The organism is Marinitoga sp. 38H-ov (assembly GCF_011057715.1).
Taxonomy (GTDB): domain Bacteria; phylum Thermotogota; class Thermotogae; order Petrotogales; family Petrotogaceae; genus Marinitoga.
In genome coordinates this window covers 98,280-116,171 of the sequence record NZ_LNGH01000002.1, presented here as the reverse complement: position 1 = coordinate 116,171, position 17,892 = coordinate 98,280, and the positions used below count along the sequence as shown (strand labels likewise).

17 protein-coding genes and 1 riboswitch are annotated in these 17,892 nt (G+C 26.3%); of the genes, 7 read left to right on the top strand and 10 right to left on the bottom strand.

Going from position 1 to position 17,892, the window contains the following annotated elements; translation table 11 throughout:
- Positions 1-17: 17 nt before the first annotated feature.
- Positions 18-1,490: a glycerol kinase GlpK gene (gene glpK / locus AS160_RS00700; RefSeq protein ID WP_165144055.1), complete on the bottom strand. Its 1,473-nt coding sequence runs from the start codon at positions 1,488-1,490 to the stop codon at positions 18-20.
- Between the two features lie 175 nt (positions 1,491-1,665).
- Here glpK and cysK point away from each other — a divergent pair, with 175 nt between their 5' ends.
- The gene (gene cysK / locus AS160_RS00695; protein WP_165144054.1) at positions 1,666-2,550 is read left to right on the top strand and encodes a cysteine synthase A; all 885 of its coding nucleotides are present in this window, start codon (positions 1,666-1,668) and stop codon (positions 2,548-2,550) included.
- Positions 2,551-2,558: 8 nt separating this feature from the next.
- Here the strand turns inward: cysK and AS160_RS00690 are convergent, their stop codons facing one another.
- From AS160_RS00690 to AS160_RS00660, 7 genes are all read right to left on the bottom strand, one after another.
- A complete protein-coding gene (locus tag AS160_RS00690; RefSeq protein WP_346774409.1) occupies positions 2,559-3,635 on the bottom strand; it encodes an SLC13 family permease in 1,077 nt (358 codons plus the stop codon).
- A 132-nt stretch (positions 3,636-3,767) separates the two neighbouring features.
- Positions 3,768-5,135: a dihydrolipoyl dehydrogenase gene (lpdA, locus tag AS160_RS00685; RefSeq protein ID WP_206528013.1), complete on the bottom strand. Its 1,368-nt coding sequence runs from the start codon at positions 5,133-5,135 to the stop codon at positions 3,768-3,770.
- A gap of 10 nt (positions 5,136-5,145) precedes the next feature.
- Complete coding sequence (locus AS160_RS00680; protein WP_165144052.1) at positions 5,146-6,378, bottom strand: dihydrolipoamide acetyltransferase family protein; 1,233 nt, start codon at positions 6,376-6,378, stop codon at positions 5,146-5,148.
- Between the two features lie 12 nt (positions 6,379-6,390).
- Positions 6,391-7,368: a pyruvate dehydrogenase complex E1 component subunit beta gene (locus AS160_RS00675; protein ID WP_165144051.1), complete on the bottom strand. Its 978-nt coding sequence runs from the start codon at positions 7,366-7,368 to the stop codon at positions 6,391-6,393.
- A gap of 14 nt (positions 7,369-7,382) precedes the next feature.
- A complete protein-coding gene (gene pdhA / locus AS160_RS00670; protein WP_165144050.1) occupies positions 7,383-8,354 on the bottom strand; it encodes a pyruvate dehydrogenase (acetyl-transferring) E1 component subunit alpha in 972 nt (323 codons plus the stop codon).
- Between the two features lie 2 nt (positions 8,355-8,356).
- Positions 8,357-8,800 (bottom strand): pyridoxamine 5'-phosphate oxidase family protein, encoded by a 444-nt coding sequence (locus AS160_RS00665; RefSeq protein WP_165144049.1) that lies wholly within the window; start codon positions 8,798-8,800, stop codon positions 8,357-8,359.
- Positions 8,801-8,812: 12 nt separating this feature from the next.
- The gene (locus AS160_RS00660; protein WP_165144048.1) at positions 8,813-9,643 is read right to left on the bottom strand and encodes a lipoate--protein ligase family protein; all 831 of its coding nucleotides are present in this window, start codon (positions 9,641-9,643) and stop codon (positions 8,813-8,815) included.
- Positions 9,644-9,851: 208 nt separating this feature from the next.
- On the opposite strand from AS160_RS00660, the gene AS160_RS00655 reads away from it, so the two are divergent.
- Complete coding sequence (locus AS160_RS00655; RefSeq protein ID WP_165144047.1) at positions 9,852-10,799, top strand: carbohydrate kinase; 948 nt, start codon at positions 9,852-9,854, stop codon at positions 10,797-10,799.
- A 200-nt stretch (positions 10,800-10,999) separates the two neighbouring features.
- Here the strand turns inward: AS160_RS00655 and AS160_RS00650 are convergent, their stop codons facing one another.
- Positions 11,000-11,164, bottom strand: a complete 165-nt coding sequence (locus AS160_RS00650; RefSeq protein WP_165144046.1) for a PQQ-like beta-propeller repeat protein — start codon at positions 11,162-11,164, stop codon at positions 11,000-11,002.
- Between the two features lie 447 nt (positions 11,165-11,611).
- Positions 11,612-11,801, top strand: a riboswitch (cobalamin riboswitch).
- 54 nt (positions 11,802-11,855) lie between these two features.
- Between AS160_RS00650 and AS160_RS00645 the strand changes: the two genes are divergently transcribed.
- Genes AS160_RS00645 through cobO form a run of 5 tightly spaced genes read left to right on the top strand, consistent with a single transcriptional unit; the run spans position 11,856 to position 16,271 of the window.
- A complete protein-coding gene (locus AS160_RS00645) occupies positions 11,856-12,491 on the top strand; it encodes a diphthine--ammonia ligase (RefSeq protein WP_165144045.1) in 636 nt (211 codons plus the stop codon).
- Positions 12,492-12,533: 42 nt separating this feature from the next.
- Positions 12,534-13,931: a cobyric acid synthase gene (locus AS160_RS00640; RefSeq protein ID WP_241244194.1), complete on the top strand. Its 1,398-nt coding sequence runs from the start codon at positions 12,534-12,536 to the stop codon at positions 13,929-13,931.
- A gap of 2 nt (positions 13,932-13,933) precedes the next feature.
- Positions 13,934-14,779 (top strand): adenosylcobinamide-phosphate synthase CbiB, encoded by an 846-nt coding sequence (cbiB, locus tag AS160_RS00635; RefSeq protein WP_165144141.1) that lies wholly within the window; start codon positions 13,934-13,936, stop codon positions 14,777-14,779.
- Positions 14,776-15,759, top strand: a complete 984-nt coding sequence (locus tag AS160_RS00630) for an aminotransferase class I/II-fold pyridoxal phosphate-dependent enzyme (RefSeq protein WP_165144043.1) — start codon at positions 14,776-14,778, stop codon at positions 15,757-15,759. The genes cbiB and AS160_RS00630 overlap by 4 nt, the downstream gene beginning before the upstream one ends.
- Positions 15,756-16,271, top strand: coding sequence for a cob(I)yrinic acid a,c-diamide adenosyltransferase (cobO, locus tag AS160_RS00625; protein WP_165144042.1), 516 nt, complete (start codon positions 15,756-15,758; stop codon positions 16,269-16,271). The genes AS160_RS00630 and cobO overlap by 4 nt, the downstream gene beginning before the upstream one ends.
- Positions 16,272-16,324: 53 nt before the next feature.
- Here the strand turns inward: cobO and dnaA are convergent, their stop codons facing one another.
- A complete protein-coding gene (gene dnaA / locus AS160_RS00620; protein ID WP_165144041.1) occupies positions 16,325-17,689 on the bottom strand; it encodes a chromosomal replication initiator protein DnaA in 1,365 nt (454 codons plus the stop codon).
- Positions 17,690-17,892 lie beyond the last annotated feature (203 nt).

Genomic DNA, 17,892 nt, shown 5'->3' with positions numbered 1-17,892 from the left:
TATATTTTTTGCTATTTCTAATAGCTTATGTTCGTTGATTTTATCCAGCCTTTTGATCTTAGAACGGCCTCCTTCCAAATATAATATTCTTTTTCTATCTTATCTGAATTTTTTGGCAATATGTTTATACCTGAAAAATGCAAATTTTTTATGTCATTAATAGAAATATTTTTTGAACCAATTGCGGCCATAAATGCAGCACCTAAAGCAGTGATTTCTTGGAATTCAGGAACAAAAATTTCTGCATTTATTAAATCACTTTGTATTTCCATTAATAATCTATTTTTTGTAGCGCCTCCATCAACATTCATTTTCTTTATTTTTGTCCAAACAGCTTCTTGCATAGAATCTATAACTTCTCTAACACTAAAAGCTACAGATTCTAAAGCAGCTCTAATTATGTTTTCTTTTTTAGTAGCTCTAGTTAATCCAATAATTAACCCTCTAGCATCTGAATCCCAATATGGAGAACCTAAACCGCTTAACGCAGGAACAATATATACTCCACCATTATCAATATCCTTTGAATGTTTTTCTAAATCTTCATATTCGTCTATCATTTTAATATCTTTTAACCATTTAAAGAATGCTCCTACAGTAAAAATACTTCCTTCTAATGAGTATATTGCATCATTATTTATTTTCCAACCAACGGAAGTTAATAATCCAGGATGAGGTCTAGGTGGTGTTGATCCAGAATTCATTAAAACAAATGCACCAGTTCCGTATGTACATTTTGCATCTCCTACTTCAAAAGCTCTTTGTCCAAAAAGTGCAGATTGTTGATCTCCTATCATGCCGTATATTTTAGGGCCAAATTTTGTTTCTATTCCATTTTCAATAGCAGTATTAACAATTTCTGGTAAGATTTCCTTTTTTATTCCAAATGTTTTTAATATATCATCATCCCAATCTAAAGTGTGAATATTCATTAGTTGGGTTCTTGAAGCATTAGAAACATCAGAAACATGTTTGCCTGATAATTTAAAAGCTAACCACGATTCAATTGTCCCAACTTTTAAATTTCCATTATCATATGCTTCTTTTACTTCATCAACATTTTCAATAAGCCATAAAATTTTGGAACCTGAAAAATAGGGATCTTTGACAAGACCTGTTTTTCTTCTAACATCTGTCCAAAAACTAACAGGAAATCTATTTAAAATGTTTGCCGTTCTTCTACATTGCCAAACAATAGCATTATATAAAGGTTTCCCCGTATTTTTATCCCAAGCAACAATAGTTTCTCTTTGATTGGTAATACCTATGCCTATAATATCAGTCCATGAAACATTATTTTTTTCTACAACCTCTATCATTGTTTCTTCAGTTTTTTTATACAACTCTTCAGCGTCTTGTTCAACCCAACCTGGCTGAGGATAATACATATTAATTTCTTTTTGTACAAAATCAATTAACTTAAAACTTTCATCAAATAATAATGTTCTAGTACTACTTGTCCCTTCATCAATTGCTAAATAATATTTCATTTTAATCCCCCCTGAGTCTTTATATATGTAAAAGTGATTAAATATATTATAACATAAAAGAAAAACAATTAATATATTTATATTTGACTTTTTTTATCGTATTTGATATAATACTACTAATTTAGTAGGAATTAATAATTAATATTGTGATATATTTCATTAGGAGGGAGAGAATATGTTTGATAGAGGAATTGGAGGAACTCCAATTATTACATTATCAAAAATAATAGAACCTGGAAGAATATTTTTAAAGTTAGAGAAAAATAATATAACTGGAAGTGTAAAAGATAGGGCAGCATATTTTATGATTAGAAAAGCAGAAATAGAAGGTAAATTAGGAGAAAACAATATTATTGTAGAACCTACAAGTGGAAATACGGGTATAGCATTAGCTGCTATAGGAAAGTATAAGGGTTATAGGGTTATATTAACAATGCCAGAAAGTATGAGTGTTGAGAGAAGAAAAATATTAGAAAAATATGGTGCTGAATTAATATTAACTCCAGCAGATAAAGGGATGAAAGGCTCCATTGAAAAAGCATTAGAAATATTAAATGAAAAAAATGCATATATGCCAAATCAATTCGAAAACCCAGCTAATGTATTAGCTCATGAATTAACAACAGGGCCAGAAATATTAAAACAAATGGATTATAATTTAGATATATTTGTGGCTGGCGTTGGAACAGGTGGAACAATTACTGGTGTAGGTAAAGTTCTAAAAAGGTTTTTCAATAAAAATGTAAGAATTATTGCAGTTGAACCAGAAAATTCTGCAGTTATTTCGGGAAATGCTCCAGGAAAACATAGAATACAAGGTATAGGAGCAGGGTTTATACCTAAAAATTTAGATGTTTCTATTTTAGATGAAGTAGTAACAGTAAAAGATGAAGAAGCATTAGAAATGGTTAATATATTAGCACAAAAAGAAGGCTTATTTGTAGGAATATCTTCAGCAGCTAATGTTGTTGCAGCAAAGAAACTAGCAGAAAAATATCCAGATAAGAAAATAGTTACAGTAGCTCCTGATTTTGGAGATAAATATTTGAGTATATTATAATCCCCATCTTAGAGATGGGGATTATAATATATAACTGTAAATATGTATGATATGATAAAAAATGAAAAAGAATATATATGAAATAAATTAATTTTTGAAATGTTTCCTGATAGCCTAAGCCCAATAATGTTGGCTAAAGATCCTAAAACAAAACCTGTGCCTCCTAAATTTACTCCTATACTGATAATATTCCAATTATCTGAAAAGCTTGAAATAAATATTGTCGCAGGTACATTACTTATTAATTGAGATAAAATAACGCTGGTAGAGAGTAGTGAAAAATCATTTTCTAGATTAATATGAGAAATTATATCTTTTACAATATTAATTTCAGAAATCATTCCAAAGTTAATAAAAAATAGAATAAAAGTAAAAATTAAATTCCAGTCAGCTTTTCTAATAACCTTATAATCAAAAAATATATAGTATAAGGAAAATAATATTAAAGCATATAAAGAAAAATTATTTTTAGTTGCAAATATAAATAAAATTAAGAATAAAAGAGATATATAAAAATTTCTATGTTCATAGTTTTCTTTTTCAAAATATATATCTATCTTTTCGTTTTTAATTAAAATAACTATAAAAACATATATTAATATAAATTGAAAAATAAATAATGGTAATAAATTTAAAATAAATGAACTAAATGTAATATTATATTTTTGCCAAATAAAAACATTTTGAGGATTTCCTATTGGTGTTAACTCAGATCCTACATTAACTGATATAATTTCTAAAAAAATAGTTTTTAAATAATCACCTTTTAAAACTTTTTTTAATTTTGTGGTGAAAGGTATTATAATAAACAGAGTTATATCATTTGTTAAAAACATCGAAAAAAATATCGAAATAAATATTAAAAACATTACTAAATTTCTTTTGTAATTTAATTTATTTACTAATATTTCAGATAGGACAAAAAAATAATTGCTTTCTTCCATAGCTTTTGTAATCATAATAAGACCACTTAAAAAAATAATAGTATTCCATTCAATATGTGAAATAATATTTTGAGGTTTTATGAATATATATAAACCAATAAATAACAAAATTAAAAAGAATAATATTTTTTCATTTTTTATAAATTCTTTTATAATAAAACCTCCTGTATTAATATTATATTCAGTATTTTATATAGTAAATGAAAAAAATATATTAATTAAATATGTCTAAATAATATAAAAGCAGCTACAAATTGTAGCTGCAATTTAAAATTAAATATGTATTGCCCAACCTTCAATACCTCTAAAGGCTTCCATAATACCTTCAGACAATGTGGGGTGTGCATGTATCATTTTTGCAATATCTTCTGGTAATAATTCAGTATTTTTTGCAAGTAATACTTCATGAATTAATTCAGTTGCTTCAGCACCTATAATATGTGCTCCAAGAATTTCATTTGTAAGTTTATCGGTTAATATTTTTACAAAGCCGTCAGATTTTTCTATTGCAACTGATTTTCCAACTCCCCTATATGGGAAAGAGAATTTATTATATTCTATTTTTAATTCTTTTAATTTCTCTTCTGTTAAACCGAAACTAGCAATTTGTGGTTCGGAATAAATAGCAGAAGGAATTTTATTTAAATCTATAAATTTTTCTGTTTCTAATCCTGCGATGTGTTCAACAACAATTTCTCCTTCTTTAGAAGCTACATGGGCTAATTGAGGAGTTTTAACAATATCTCCTATAGCATATATATTGTCAATATTTGTTGCATAATAATCTCCAACTTTTACAAATCCATTTTCTAATTCTATTCCAATCTTATCTAATCCAATATTTTCAGTATTTGGACTTCTTCCTACAGCTACTAATACTTTTTCTACTTTAATAATATCTTTTTCGTTTAATTCTAATTTAATTGAATTTTCTGTTTTTTCAAGTATTTTTGATTTAGTAGATTTATAAATTTTTATATTTCTCTTTTTATATACTTTTTCAAGAAATTCTGTAATTTCCAAATCTTCTGTTGGTAATATTCTATCCATAATTTCTATAATATGAACTTCTACACCAAAAGTATTCATAATATAACCGAATTCTATGCCTATAACTCCACTACCAATAATAGCTATTGACTTGGGTAACTTTTCCATCATTAATGCACCATTAGAACTTAATATTTGATTCTCATCAATGTCAAATCCAGGTATAGATTTTGGTTTAGAACCCGTTGCTAAAATTATATTTTTTGCAGTATATATCTTATCATTAACTTTAATTTCATTTTTACTTACCAATTCACCAAAACCTTCAATTAAATCAATTTTATTTTTCTTTAATAAGAATTGAACTCCTTTAGATAATTTATCAGCTGCTTTTCTAGATTTTTCAAATACTTTTTTGTAATCAAATTCACTTTTATCAACTTTTATGCCCATATTTTCTAATTCTTTTATACTAGAGAAAATTTCTGCCTGATGAATTAATGCTTTTGAAGGAATACAGCCTATATTCAAACAAACTCCACCTACTTTTTCTTTTTCGATAATAGCTGTTTTTAAACCAAGTTGAGATGCTCTAATTGCAGCAACATAACCGCCTGGACCTGAACCTAAAACAATTAAATCATAATTCATATATATCACCTCAAAGTATTGCTAAGATAGGATTTTCAAATGTATCTTTTAAGTCTTTCATAAATGCGGCAGCTAATGCACCATCAATAACCCTATGATCAGAGGATAATGTCATTTTTATTATAGGTTTAATTACTATTTCCCCATTTTCTACAACAGGAGTTTCTTTTATCATACCTACAGCTAAGATAGCTGATCCTGGAGGATTAATGATAGCGGTGAATTCATCTATTCCAAATGATCCTAAATTGCTTATAGTAAATGTAGCATTGGTGTATTCTTCAGGATCTAGTTTATTATTTTTTGCTTTGTCAATTAATATTTTTAATTCATCATCTATTTGTAAAATACCTTTTTTATCTGCATTTCTTACAATAGGTGTTATCAAACCATCTTCTTGTGCAACTGCTAATGCAATATCTACTCTACCAAATTCAATTATAGAATCATTGTTTAATGTAGCGTTAATTCTTCTATGCTTTTTCAAGGTATTAGCAACAATTTTTATAATAAACGCATTTAATGATAGGTTGTATTTCTTTTTTAACATTTTTCTGTTTTCTAATAAATTACTCATATCAACACTGACAGTTAAATAGAAATGAGGTGCTGTATATTTTGATTGAGATAATCTTTCACCAATAATTCTTCTCTTATCAGATAATGGAATAACAACATCTTCATCACTTGTTTCAACTTGTATAGGGGTATAATCTTTTTTAATATCTTTCACAGATTGTACAGGTTCGTAATTTTCTACATCTCTTTTTATTATTCTGCCACCAGGTCCTGTACCTTTTATTTTAGAAATATCTATATTTTTCATTAATGCAATTTTTCTAGCTAATGGTGAAATTTTTATTCTATCTAAATTTCCATTTTCTAATGTTTTAGAGGCAGTAGCATCTTTTAAAGAATTATCATTAATTTCTTCTTTTACAACAACGCTTTCATTAGTGGGTTCTTCTTTAATAGTATCTTCTAATAAATCGGAAATATCTTCGCCAGGTTCTCCGAAGATAGCAATTGGTTCTCCAACAGCAGCTTTTCCGCCTTCAGGAACTAATATTTTTAAAATTGTTCCTTCATCTGTAGCTTCATAATCCATTGTAGTTTTATCAGTTTCTACTTCACAAAGAACGTCTCCTTCCGTGAAAGAATCATTTTCCTTTTTATTCCATTTAATGATAGTACCTTTCTCCATTGTAGGAGATAATGCTATCATATATAATTTTTCAGCCATATTATCGTCCTCCTAAATATACATAACTTTTTTAACAGCTTTTATAATCTTGTCAACAGATGGTTGTGCAGCTAATTCTAACTTATGATTATAAGGCATAGGTACATCCTCTGAAGTAACTAATTCAACAGGTGCATCTAAATAATCAAATGCTTTGTATGAAATTAACCATCCCACATGTGATGCAACACTAACAAATGGCCATGATTCATCTACAATTACACATCTATTTGTTTTCTTTACAGAATTAAGTATTGTTTCTTCGTCTAAAGGTCTAATACTTCTTAAATCGACCACTTCTACATTAATACCTTCTTTTTCTAGAATTTCAGCACTTTCCATTACATATCTTAATGGTTTTGAATAACTAATAATAGTAATATCAGAACCTTCTTTTTTTACATCTGCTTTTCCTATGTCAATAATATATTCTTCTTCAGGGACTTCTCCTTCCCAAGAATACATTAATTCACTTTCTAAAAATATAACAGGATTATCATCTCTAATAGCAGCCTTTAATAAACCTTTTGCATCATATGGTGTTCCTGGGGCAACAACTTTTAATCCAGGTACATGTGCAAAAAATGTTTGTGTTGCTTGAGAGTGTTGAGAACTTAAAAATTCAGCAGGCCCATTAGGTCCTCTAAATACTATAGGAACCTTAAATTGCCCTCCAGACATATATCTCATTTTTGCAGCGTTATTTACAATTTGGTCAAATGCTTGTAGAGCAAAATTAAAAGTCATAAACTCAACTATTGGCCTCAATCCTGCCATAGCTGCACCAATACCAACACCTGCAAAACCATTTTCTGTAATAGGCGTATCAATAACTCTTTTTTCGCCATATTTATCGTATAGCCCTTGACTAACCTTATATGCACCATTATATTGTGCTACTTCTTCACCCATTAATATTACATTTTTATCTCTAGCCATCTCTTCATCCATAGCTTGTCTTAAAGCTTCTCTCATAGTTATAATTGACATATTCTCACTCCCTCTTAAACGTAAAGATCTGTATATAATTCATTAAGATCTGGTTCTGGACTTTCTTCTGCAAATTTAGCAGCATCCTTAGCGATTTTCTTACATCGTTTATCCATTTCTATATAATCATCTTCTGTAATAACGTTATGCTCTATTAGTAATTCTTTAAAGCTTACAATAGGATCTTTTTGTTTGTATAATTCTAATTCTTCTTTTGTTCTATATTTTCCGGGATCACTCATTGAATGCCCTTTAAATCTATATGTTTTTGCTTCAAGCAAATATGGAGTTCCACTCTTTGCCACTTCAATGGCTTCTTTTGTAGCATCATACACTTCTAAAACATCCATACCATTTACTTGTTTGCCTTTCATTGCATATGATTCAGCCATAATAGAAAAATCATCAATTGCAGATACTCTTCTAAAATCAGTACCCATACCATAATGATTATTCTCACATATATATACAACAGGTAAATTCCATATTTTTGCTAAATTTAAACTTTCGTGAAATGAACCTTGGTGAATTGCTCCATCACCAAAATAACATAATACAACACCATCTTCTTCATTATATTTTATTTTTAAACCTATTCCTGTTGCTACAGGTATTTGAGCTCCAACTATACCATTTCCACCAAAGAAATGTTTTTCATAATCAAAAAAGTGCATAGATCCTCCTTTTCCTTTTGAACATCCAGTTATTTTTCCATATAGTTCGGCCATTAATGAATTAGGATCTAATCCAGCGGCTAAAGCATGTCCGTGATCTCTATATGCTGCAGCAACATAATCTTTTGTCATATCTAAATTAGAAATAGAGCCTACTGCAACCGCTTCTTCACCAATATATAAGTGTAAAAAACCACCTATTTTTTTCAATCCATATGCTTGTGCAGCCTTTTCTTCAAATCTTCTTATTAATATCATTTTATATAATAATTCTTTAAGTAGATTAGAATCATAATTTTTAATATTTATCATACTTATTCCTCCCTAAAATTTATTCTTTCTTTAATACCTTTCATGGTATCGTAATATACTACTTCTTCTATAATTGTTTCTAATACAACAAATTCAGAATCATCTTCAAGTTTCCATATCGCGACTAAGTTAGAAGATAAATTTTCTAACACTTCTGATTTAAATAATGCGTCATCAATAATATTCACTTTTCCATATATATTTATTACTTCTGTAAGAGCTTTGTTTTGAATTAACCATTGAATTTTGTCATTAGTTTTTAAATCATTAACCTTAGGAAAATCTTCTAATGTTACAGCATAAGTGCATTCTTTGTTATATGGCATTAAGCATGGTGACATCCATCTCATTTCTGGATATCCTTCCTTGTTAATCCAAGCCAAAACACCTGTTTTAGTTTCAGATAAAAGATCCCCTAGTTTTTTCATAATATCATTTTTATTCATACTAAGCGCCTCCTAAACGTTTAAAGTTAATTTATTAAAATCAAATTTTATTTTATTTTCAAGTTTTTTCTCATCAATTGAAACAATATAACCATTTTCTATTTGATAATTATTATCACCAATTTGAATGGAAAATTTTGGTGTCCTACCATATATCCATTCCCAAGATTTATGTTTTTCAATTAAATCATTATCTTTAAAATAGCAAGTGTTTAATTTTTGAGTTTTTAATTTTAGTCTTTTAGAAAAGATATTAAATATATAATTAATAATAATTTCTTCATTAATGAAATTATTAATTTCTTTTATATTAATAATTTCTGATGGTTTTGAAATAGTTGCATGAGTATTGAATGCAGGATTTATTTTTAATATTTCTTTTATTTTATTAATATTAGAATCAATTAGCAATGTTCCGTGATGTAAAAAGTTATTTTTTTTAATGCAAAATGCACTTCCGGAAAATTTATAATCCTTATGCATTAAATCGTTTTTATAATTTCTATAGCTTTCTATTCCTAAATTATTTAAGGCTTTTAATACAATATCAAAAATATCATCGCTATTTAAATAATTTTTTGGAGCAATAACAGAATAGTTTAAATTACCCAAATCATGGTATACTGCACCACCTCCAGAAATTCTTCTTGCTACATTAAAAATATATTCAGAATCGAAATTAATTTCTCTCCAAGGATTCTGATGTTTTCCAATAACTACAGCATCTTTAGCTTTCCAAAAAAATAAATATATATCCCTTATATCTTTATTTAAAAGATATTCTTCTATTGCTAGATTTATATATATATTTGTGTTTTTGCTTATAATTAAGTTTAATTTCATAATTATTCCTTCTTTGTAATTGTTTTAATTCTATTCATTTAAATTCTACCATTTTTATCGGAATTAAAGATTGCTTATTTGTTACATATTAAAAATAATATTGTTAATTAAATAATCTAAATATAACTATTATTTATCTTGATATTAAAAAAAATAAACATATGATATAATTACATAAGAATTATGGAAAATATATTGGAGGAATATTATGAAACCAATATTATGTTCAGGTGAAATACTAATAGATTTTATATCTAATGAAAAAGGGAAAAATTTAAAGAATACAGAGCTTTTTAGTAAAAAAGCTGGAGGATCGCCATTAAATGTAGCAGTCACAATTAGTAGATTGGGATTAAATGTTTCATTTTTGGGGAGTTTGGGTAAGGATCAATTTTCTGACTATTTATATGAAATATTAAAAAAAGAAAATATTAACACTGATAATATAATTATACAACAAAATTGTAAAACTTCAATAGCATATGTTGCAAGAGATAAATTTGGTAATCCAGATTTTTTATTTTTTAGGGATAATCCAGCTGATGTTAATGTGAAATATGAAGAATATAATATAAATCCAGAAGATTATTCACTATTACATATAGGTTCTATATCTCTAATATATGAACCAGCAAGAAGTTCATATATGAAATTTATGGAATATTTTTTAGAAAAAAATATTCCTGTATCTTATGACCCGAATGTAAGACCATCTATAATACATAATAAGGAAAAATTTATACAAGATTTTTTATATATTTCATCAAAAGTTGATATTGTAAAAATGAGTGATAAGGATTTGGAATATATTTTTTCAAATACTAACATAGAAAAAATAATAGAAAAAATACCATTAAAAAAAGGTGCTATGTTACTTATAACATTAGGAGAAAAGGGTTGTATTGCAAAATATAATGATATAGAAATGATTATTCCTGGATATAATGTTTCGCCTGTAGATGCAACAGGTTGTGGAGATGCATTTACAGGAGCAATTATTTATAATTATATAAAAGGTGAAAGAGATATATTTAAATTAGGAAAATTTGCTAATGCTGTTGCAGCAAAGGTAATAACAAAATTAGGTGGTGTTGATTCTATTCCTTATTATGATGAAGTAGTTGAGTTTATAAGGGATAAAAATTCTTATTTATAATTTTTATTAATTTTATTTCAATAGTTTAAATTCGTATTATTTTTATTATCGTGCATATACTTTGGCCATGAAGTATCTGCTAATATAATACTTATTGCATATAATTTATTAGTAAAACCACCGCCTATATACAAAACCCCATTTTTTATAGCTCCACTTGAATAAAATAATTTATCTCCTGCATAGTAATCTCATAGTTTTTATCCGTTTTCGTTAATGGCATAAATATAATTATCAATACTACTAAAGTATATAACTTCATCATTTCTAATAACATGTGTAGAAAAAATCCAAATATTTTCTCCATTTTTTATAGAATACAAATATCCTAAATCTCTTACGAATATACTTTCTTTGCCTAACAATAATTTTATAATATGCCCTTAAATTTAATAATTTTCCGATAAAAATATAGTCTAAATTAGCTAATTCGCTATATTCTCCAGTTTTCTTATCATTTTCTACGATTCTCAATAGTTTTAATGTCTTCTCTTTGATTATTAATTCTATATTAGTTTATCAACTACAATAATGTTTTCTTTCCGGAAAGGTAAGATTACGCTATTTTGTTATATGCAGGATTGTTTTCAAAACTATATATTCCTATTTTCACAGTATTTGGAAATGAAATAGAAGATAAAAAATCATAAGAAAAATTATTAAATTGCAACCTCTAAATTTAATGTATATATAAAAAAGTTAACCTTATATAATTATATCACCTTAAAAACATATTTTTATATATTTATATTTGTCTTTAATTAAAATTTGTTAATATATAAAGAGTAATTTTATTTTTTATATTATTTTTGATATAATATAGTATCTAATAAAAAGTAAATAAAATATTATCTTATTATAGGGAACATTGGTGAAAGTCCAAGGCTGCCCAGCAACCGTAACCAGGGACGAAATTCACTTAATGCCACTGGGAAACTGGGAAGGCGTGAAAAGTAGGGTGATCTGGAAGCCGGGATACCTATATAAGATATATTTATTCCACGAAAGCTAAGGGCTTTTTGTGGAAAATTTGTTTTAGATTTAAGGAGGTAAAATATGAAAATTTTTAGTTCATGGAGTGGAGGTAAGGATTCTACTTTAGCATTATATTATGGGATAAAAAAATATAAGAAAATTGATTATATTTTTACAATGTTATCAGAAGATTGTATTCATTCTAGAGCACATGGGTTAAATATAAATATTTTGAAAAGACAATCTAAGAGTTTAAATATAAAATTAATAACTAAATGTAGTACATGGGGTGATTATGAAAAAAATTTTTTAGATTTTTTAGAAGAATATGTGAGAGAGGGTATAGGGATTTTTGGAGATATAGATCTTCAGGAGCATTTAGATTGGGTGAATAATGTATGTAGTAAAAAAAATGTTGTTGCATATGAACCATTATGGCAAAGAGAGAGAGAAGATATAGTTTTGGAATTTTTAAATTTAGGATTTAAAGCAAAAATTATTGCTATAAAAAAAGGTATAGGTATAGAAAATTATTTAGGTAAAGATTTATCTTTTGATCTTGTTGAAGAATTTAAAAAAATAGGAATAGATGCTTGTGGTGAAAATGGTGAATTTCATACATTTGTATATGATGGACCTATATTTAATGAAGAAATAAAATTTAGTATTAAATCTACTGTAGAAAAAAATAATACACTAGTTTTAGAATTAATATAAAAATTATAACGGAAGATACTGAGGAGTGGTATTTTGAAAATAATGATTCAAGGTACTTCATCGGATTGTGGAAAAACTACTTTTGTTACTGCATTATGTAGAATATTTAAAGAAGATGGAATAAATGTATCTCCATTTAAAGCTCAAAATATTTCTTTAAATTCATATGTTGATATTAATGGAAATGAATTTGCGTGGTCTCAATATATTCAAGCTATAGCTTCAAAAACAGAACCTAATGTATATATGAATCCTATTCTTTTGAAGCCGCAAGGTAATGGTATGGTTCAATTAATAGTTTTGGGGAAAATATATAAGACAATACATTTTAGCGAATATGAAAATTATAAAAAAGAAATGAAAAAGGTGATAATAGATTCATTTAATTATTTAAGTAATAAATTTGATGCGATTATTATAGAAGGAGCTGGAAGTCCGGCTGAAATAAATATAAAAGATAAAGATATCTCCAATATGTGGGTAGCAAAAAATGTTAATTCAAATGTTTTATTGGTTAGTGATATAGATAGAGGAGGAGCTTTTGCTTCATTGTATGGAACATATTATTTAATGGAAGATGAAAAGGATTACATCAAAGGGTTTATTATAAATAAATTTAGGGGTGAAAAGAAGCTTTTAAATTCTGGTTTATTAAAATTAGAAAAATTAACAGGTATTCCAACTTTAGGAGTTATACCTTGGATAGATATAAAATATGGAGACGAAGATGGAGCTTCGTTGAAAAATAAAAAAATAAAGAAATCAAAAATAAATATTTACGTAATAAAAATTCCCAGCATTTCTAATTTTACGGATTTTGCACCTTTTAATTATGATGAAAATGTGAATTTAGAGTATATTGAGGATATTAATAAAATTGATGAAGCAGATATGATAATAATTCCTGGTAGTAAAAATACTATAAGAGATTTAAGATGGATGAAAGAAAAAGGTTTCTTTGAAAGAATAAAATGTTTTAAAGGTATAGTTTTTGGAATATGTGGAGGATTTCAAATTATGGGAAAGGAGATAATTGATGTATATGGCTTAGAGATTGGTGAATATCAAAAGGAAAAAGGTTTTGGATTTTTTAATTTTACAACTAGAATGTTAGATAAAAAAATAACAAAACAATTTAGAGGTAAATATAAAGGAATTGAAATATATGGTTACGAAATTCATATTGGCGAAAGTAATATAAATACTCCCGTTTTAAATATTGATAATAAATATATAGGAACATATATACATGGAATTTTTAATTCAGGTGAATTTAGAAAATATATATTAAATTTAATATTAAAAAATAAAAATATGAATATAATAAATGATATTAAAGACTATGAAGAATTTCAAGAAAAAGAAATTATCAAATTATCAAATATAGTAAGGGAGAATATTGAATTAAAAAAAATATATAAAATAGCAGGAGGGAATTAAAAATAATAATTTTTTCTATATTGTTAGATTTAATATTTGAAGAACCGCCAGAGAAAATACATCCTGTTGCATTTATGGGGATTATAGGAAAGAGATTATATAAAAAATATAGCAATAATCTAAAGTATTTTATTGTTGGTATGATGTCGTTAATATTAGAAATTGCCTTTTGGGGCATATTAATATACTTTATTCAAAAGGTAAATATAATAATTATAAAAAATATAATTTTAATTTATATTTTGAAAACTACTTTTTCTATAAAAAGTTTATATAGACATGTTGAAAGATGTAAAACTAATGACTTGAATGAACTAAAAAGAAATGTTTCATATATAGTGAGTAGAAATACAAATGATTTAGATAAAAATCATTTGTATTCAGCAGCTATTGAAAGTTTATCAGAAAATATAAATGATAGTATAACAGCACCTCTTTTTTATTATTTGCTATTTGGTATATACGGTTCAATTATATATAGAGTAGTAAATACTTATGATGCGTTATTTGGGTATAGAAATGCAAAATATGAATGGTATGGAAAATTTTGTGCGAGATTAGATGATGTTTTAAATTATATACCAGCTAGAATAACTGCATTAATAATATCTTTTTTTAATTTGAAAGGTGCATTTAATTATATAAAAAAGTATGGTAGGATAAAAGTTAATTCAACATATCCAATGAGTGCTTTTGCTGGTGTATTGGGGTTAGGATTTGAAAAAGAAGGTGTATATAAATTTTCAGGAAAGCTTCCAGAAATAGAAGATTTGAATAGAGCATTAAAATTATATAAAAAAGTAGTCTTTTTAATATTAACGTTTGTAATTTTAGGAGAGATAATATGAATCATGGAGGGATAAAAGATAAAAATATTATTGACTTTTCAATATCTGTATCGCCCCTAATTCCAAATTGGATAGATAAAGTTTTTGAGGATAGTAAAGATAATTTAAATAAATATACATATGTAGAATGGATAGAAGAAGATTTTAAAAAAATTTTTGGAAAAAATTCTGTAATATTATCTGGAGCAACAGAATCTTTTCATATAATAGGTCATGTAATAATGAAAGATTCAATTGTTATAATACCTACACCAAATTATACAGAATATGAAAGGATAGCTAAATTTAATAATAATGAAATTGTCAAAGTAGATTCGCTAAAATTTGGTGGATATACAGAAGAATTTTATGACTATTTATTAAAATATATTATAAAAATTAGGGAAAAAACTAATAAAAAAATAATTTTTATTACAGGTAATCCTAATAATCCAACAGGTCAATTTGTCAGGTTAGCTGAATTTACTAAAAAATTATTAGAGTATGATATTTTAATAATATATGATGAAGCATTTATAGATTTTTCTGAAGATAATCCAGAAATAATAGATGAGACAATACAAATAAGAACATTTACAAAATCCTTCGGAATTCCCGGTATTAGAGTTGGATATGTAATTTCGAGTAAATATACAGAAGAATTTTTAAAATATAGACAACCTTGGAATATAGGGGTATTGGGATATTCCTTTTTAGAAAACCTTTTAAAAAATGATTTTTTAAATGATTTAAAAAAAATGAGGATTTATATAAAAAAAGAAATAAATAAGTTTAAAGAATATATGAGTTATTGTACACAAACTAATTATTTTACTATAAAAACAGATCCAAAAAAATTTTTAGAAAAAAGCAAAAAATATGGAATATATGTTAGAGATACTTCGGATATGGGATTAAATAATCACGTGAGAATTGGAATAAAAAACAATAAAGATAATGAATTTTTATTAAATTTTTTAAGAAAGGAGTTAAAAAAATGAGTTTGATATTATTATATACTGGAAATGGAAAGGGTAAAACCACTGCATCATTAGGATTAGTTGTTAGAGCTGTTGGTCATGGAAAAAGTGTATCAATTATTCAGTTTTTAAAGGGAAATCCGAAATATGGGGAAATAAAGGGTTTATCTTATTTACCAGGAGTTGAAATTATTCAATCTGGTAGTCCTAATCATGTAAAGAAAAATAAAATTACTAATGATGATATTAAATTAGCTAAAAAAGGTCTAGAATTAGCTTTAGAAAAAATAAGTAGCGGTAAATATGATTTAGTAATTTTAGATGAAATAAATGTAGCAATTTACTATGATGTATTAAAGTTACAAGATGTATTAAATATATTAGAAAAAAAGCATGAAAAAACAACGATAATATTAACAGGTAGATATGCCCCAAAAGAGTTTTATGAAATTGCTGATATGGTAAGTGAAGTTAAAGAGATAAAACATCATTTTCAAAAAGGAATAATAGCACAGGAAGGGATAGAATATTAAAAAACTAGCGATTGAATTCAATCGCTAGTTTTAATTAATATCAGTTGATATTATTAACTTGCAGTTTTACTTTGAATTTTTTCTGATTCTTCAAAAATCTTTCTTATTTCATCTATTCTTCTCTTTAAAAGTAAATTTCCGCTTGTCAATTCTTTTTCAACTTTTTTAATAGATTGGCTAATTGTTGAATGATTTTTCCCTACAAATTCAGAAATATCTTTTACTTTCATTTTACCATAATTTTTAAGCATAAAAGATAATATCTGTCGAGCTTCTGATATTTCCTTTTTTCTAGTAGGGCTAAATAATTGTTCTCTTGTTAAATTATATTCTTTAATAACTGCTTCTAAAATCAAGTTTTTCTTTAAAACTCTTAAGGTTTCTTTGGTTTGAGGAATATTTTTCTTATGAGATTTTAAAGAACTATATAATTTTTTGACGGTATCAATATTAACTTTTTCTCCTGTAACCTTACTATGGAAAAAAAGATTTAATATTAATCCTCTAAGTCTTCTAAGATTGTTGTCAATATTTTCAACTAAATAACTCACCACATCATCTGATAAGTATAATGAACTCATTTCAGCCATTTTTTTAGCAATTTTTAATTTGGTTTGTTTATCAGGTTCATCAACATTAACAACTAATCCCATTTCAAATCTACTAATTAATCTTGGATGAAAAGTAGCTAATTCTTCAGGAGTTCTATCAGAACATATAATAATTTGTTTTCCAAGATTAAATAAAGTATTAAATGTATGGAATAATTCTCCTTGAGCCATATCTTTTCCAATCAAAAATTGAACATCATCAATTAATAATATATCTATCTTTTTTCTATATCGCTCTCTAAAATCATCCATTTTTTCTTCACGCAATGATTTCATAAGGTCATTCATAAATTCTTCAGCTGTTACATACATAACCTTTAAATCTGGCGAAGACTCCATTAAATGATTTCCAATTGCATGAAGTAAATGTGTTTTTCCTAAAGCAACATCTCCATATATGAATAAAGGATTGTATTTTCCTGGGTTATTTGCCACCTCTAAAGCAGAATAATATGCGACTCTATTCGCCTCTCCAATAACAAAACTATTAAACGTATATTCAGGATTAAAATCCGATAACTTAAGAGGTCTTTCCTTAATCAATGGTCCCGCTTTTTTCTTTGTAGATTGATCAGCGGGTATAAAAGTAAATTCTGCAGTAACTTTCCTTGAAAGAATATCTGATAAAGTATTAGAAACCAATGAGCCGTATTTTCTAGCAATAAAATCTTTTACAAAGAGATTTCCAATTCCTATAACTACAGTTTTTTCCTGAATATCTAAAACTTGGGCAGAGGTAAACCATTGTTCCCAGGTGTTATGATTTATTTTTGACTTCAGTTGTTCTAATAATTCTTCGTTTGTCACACCAATTACCCCCTGACCAAAAAATAAAAAGAATGTTTAGCATTATATAGAATATCAGATTTAACATTTTTAATCAAGAAAAAATTTTATGAACTTTGTTGAGATTTAAAACTTAGTGAAAATAGTAATTATCTAATTTGAATGCAGTTAAATAAAAGTTTTTAGCATAATCCTATTTTTAACAATTTTAATATTATTTTACT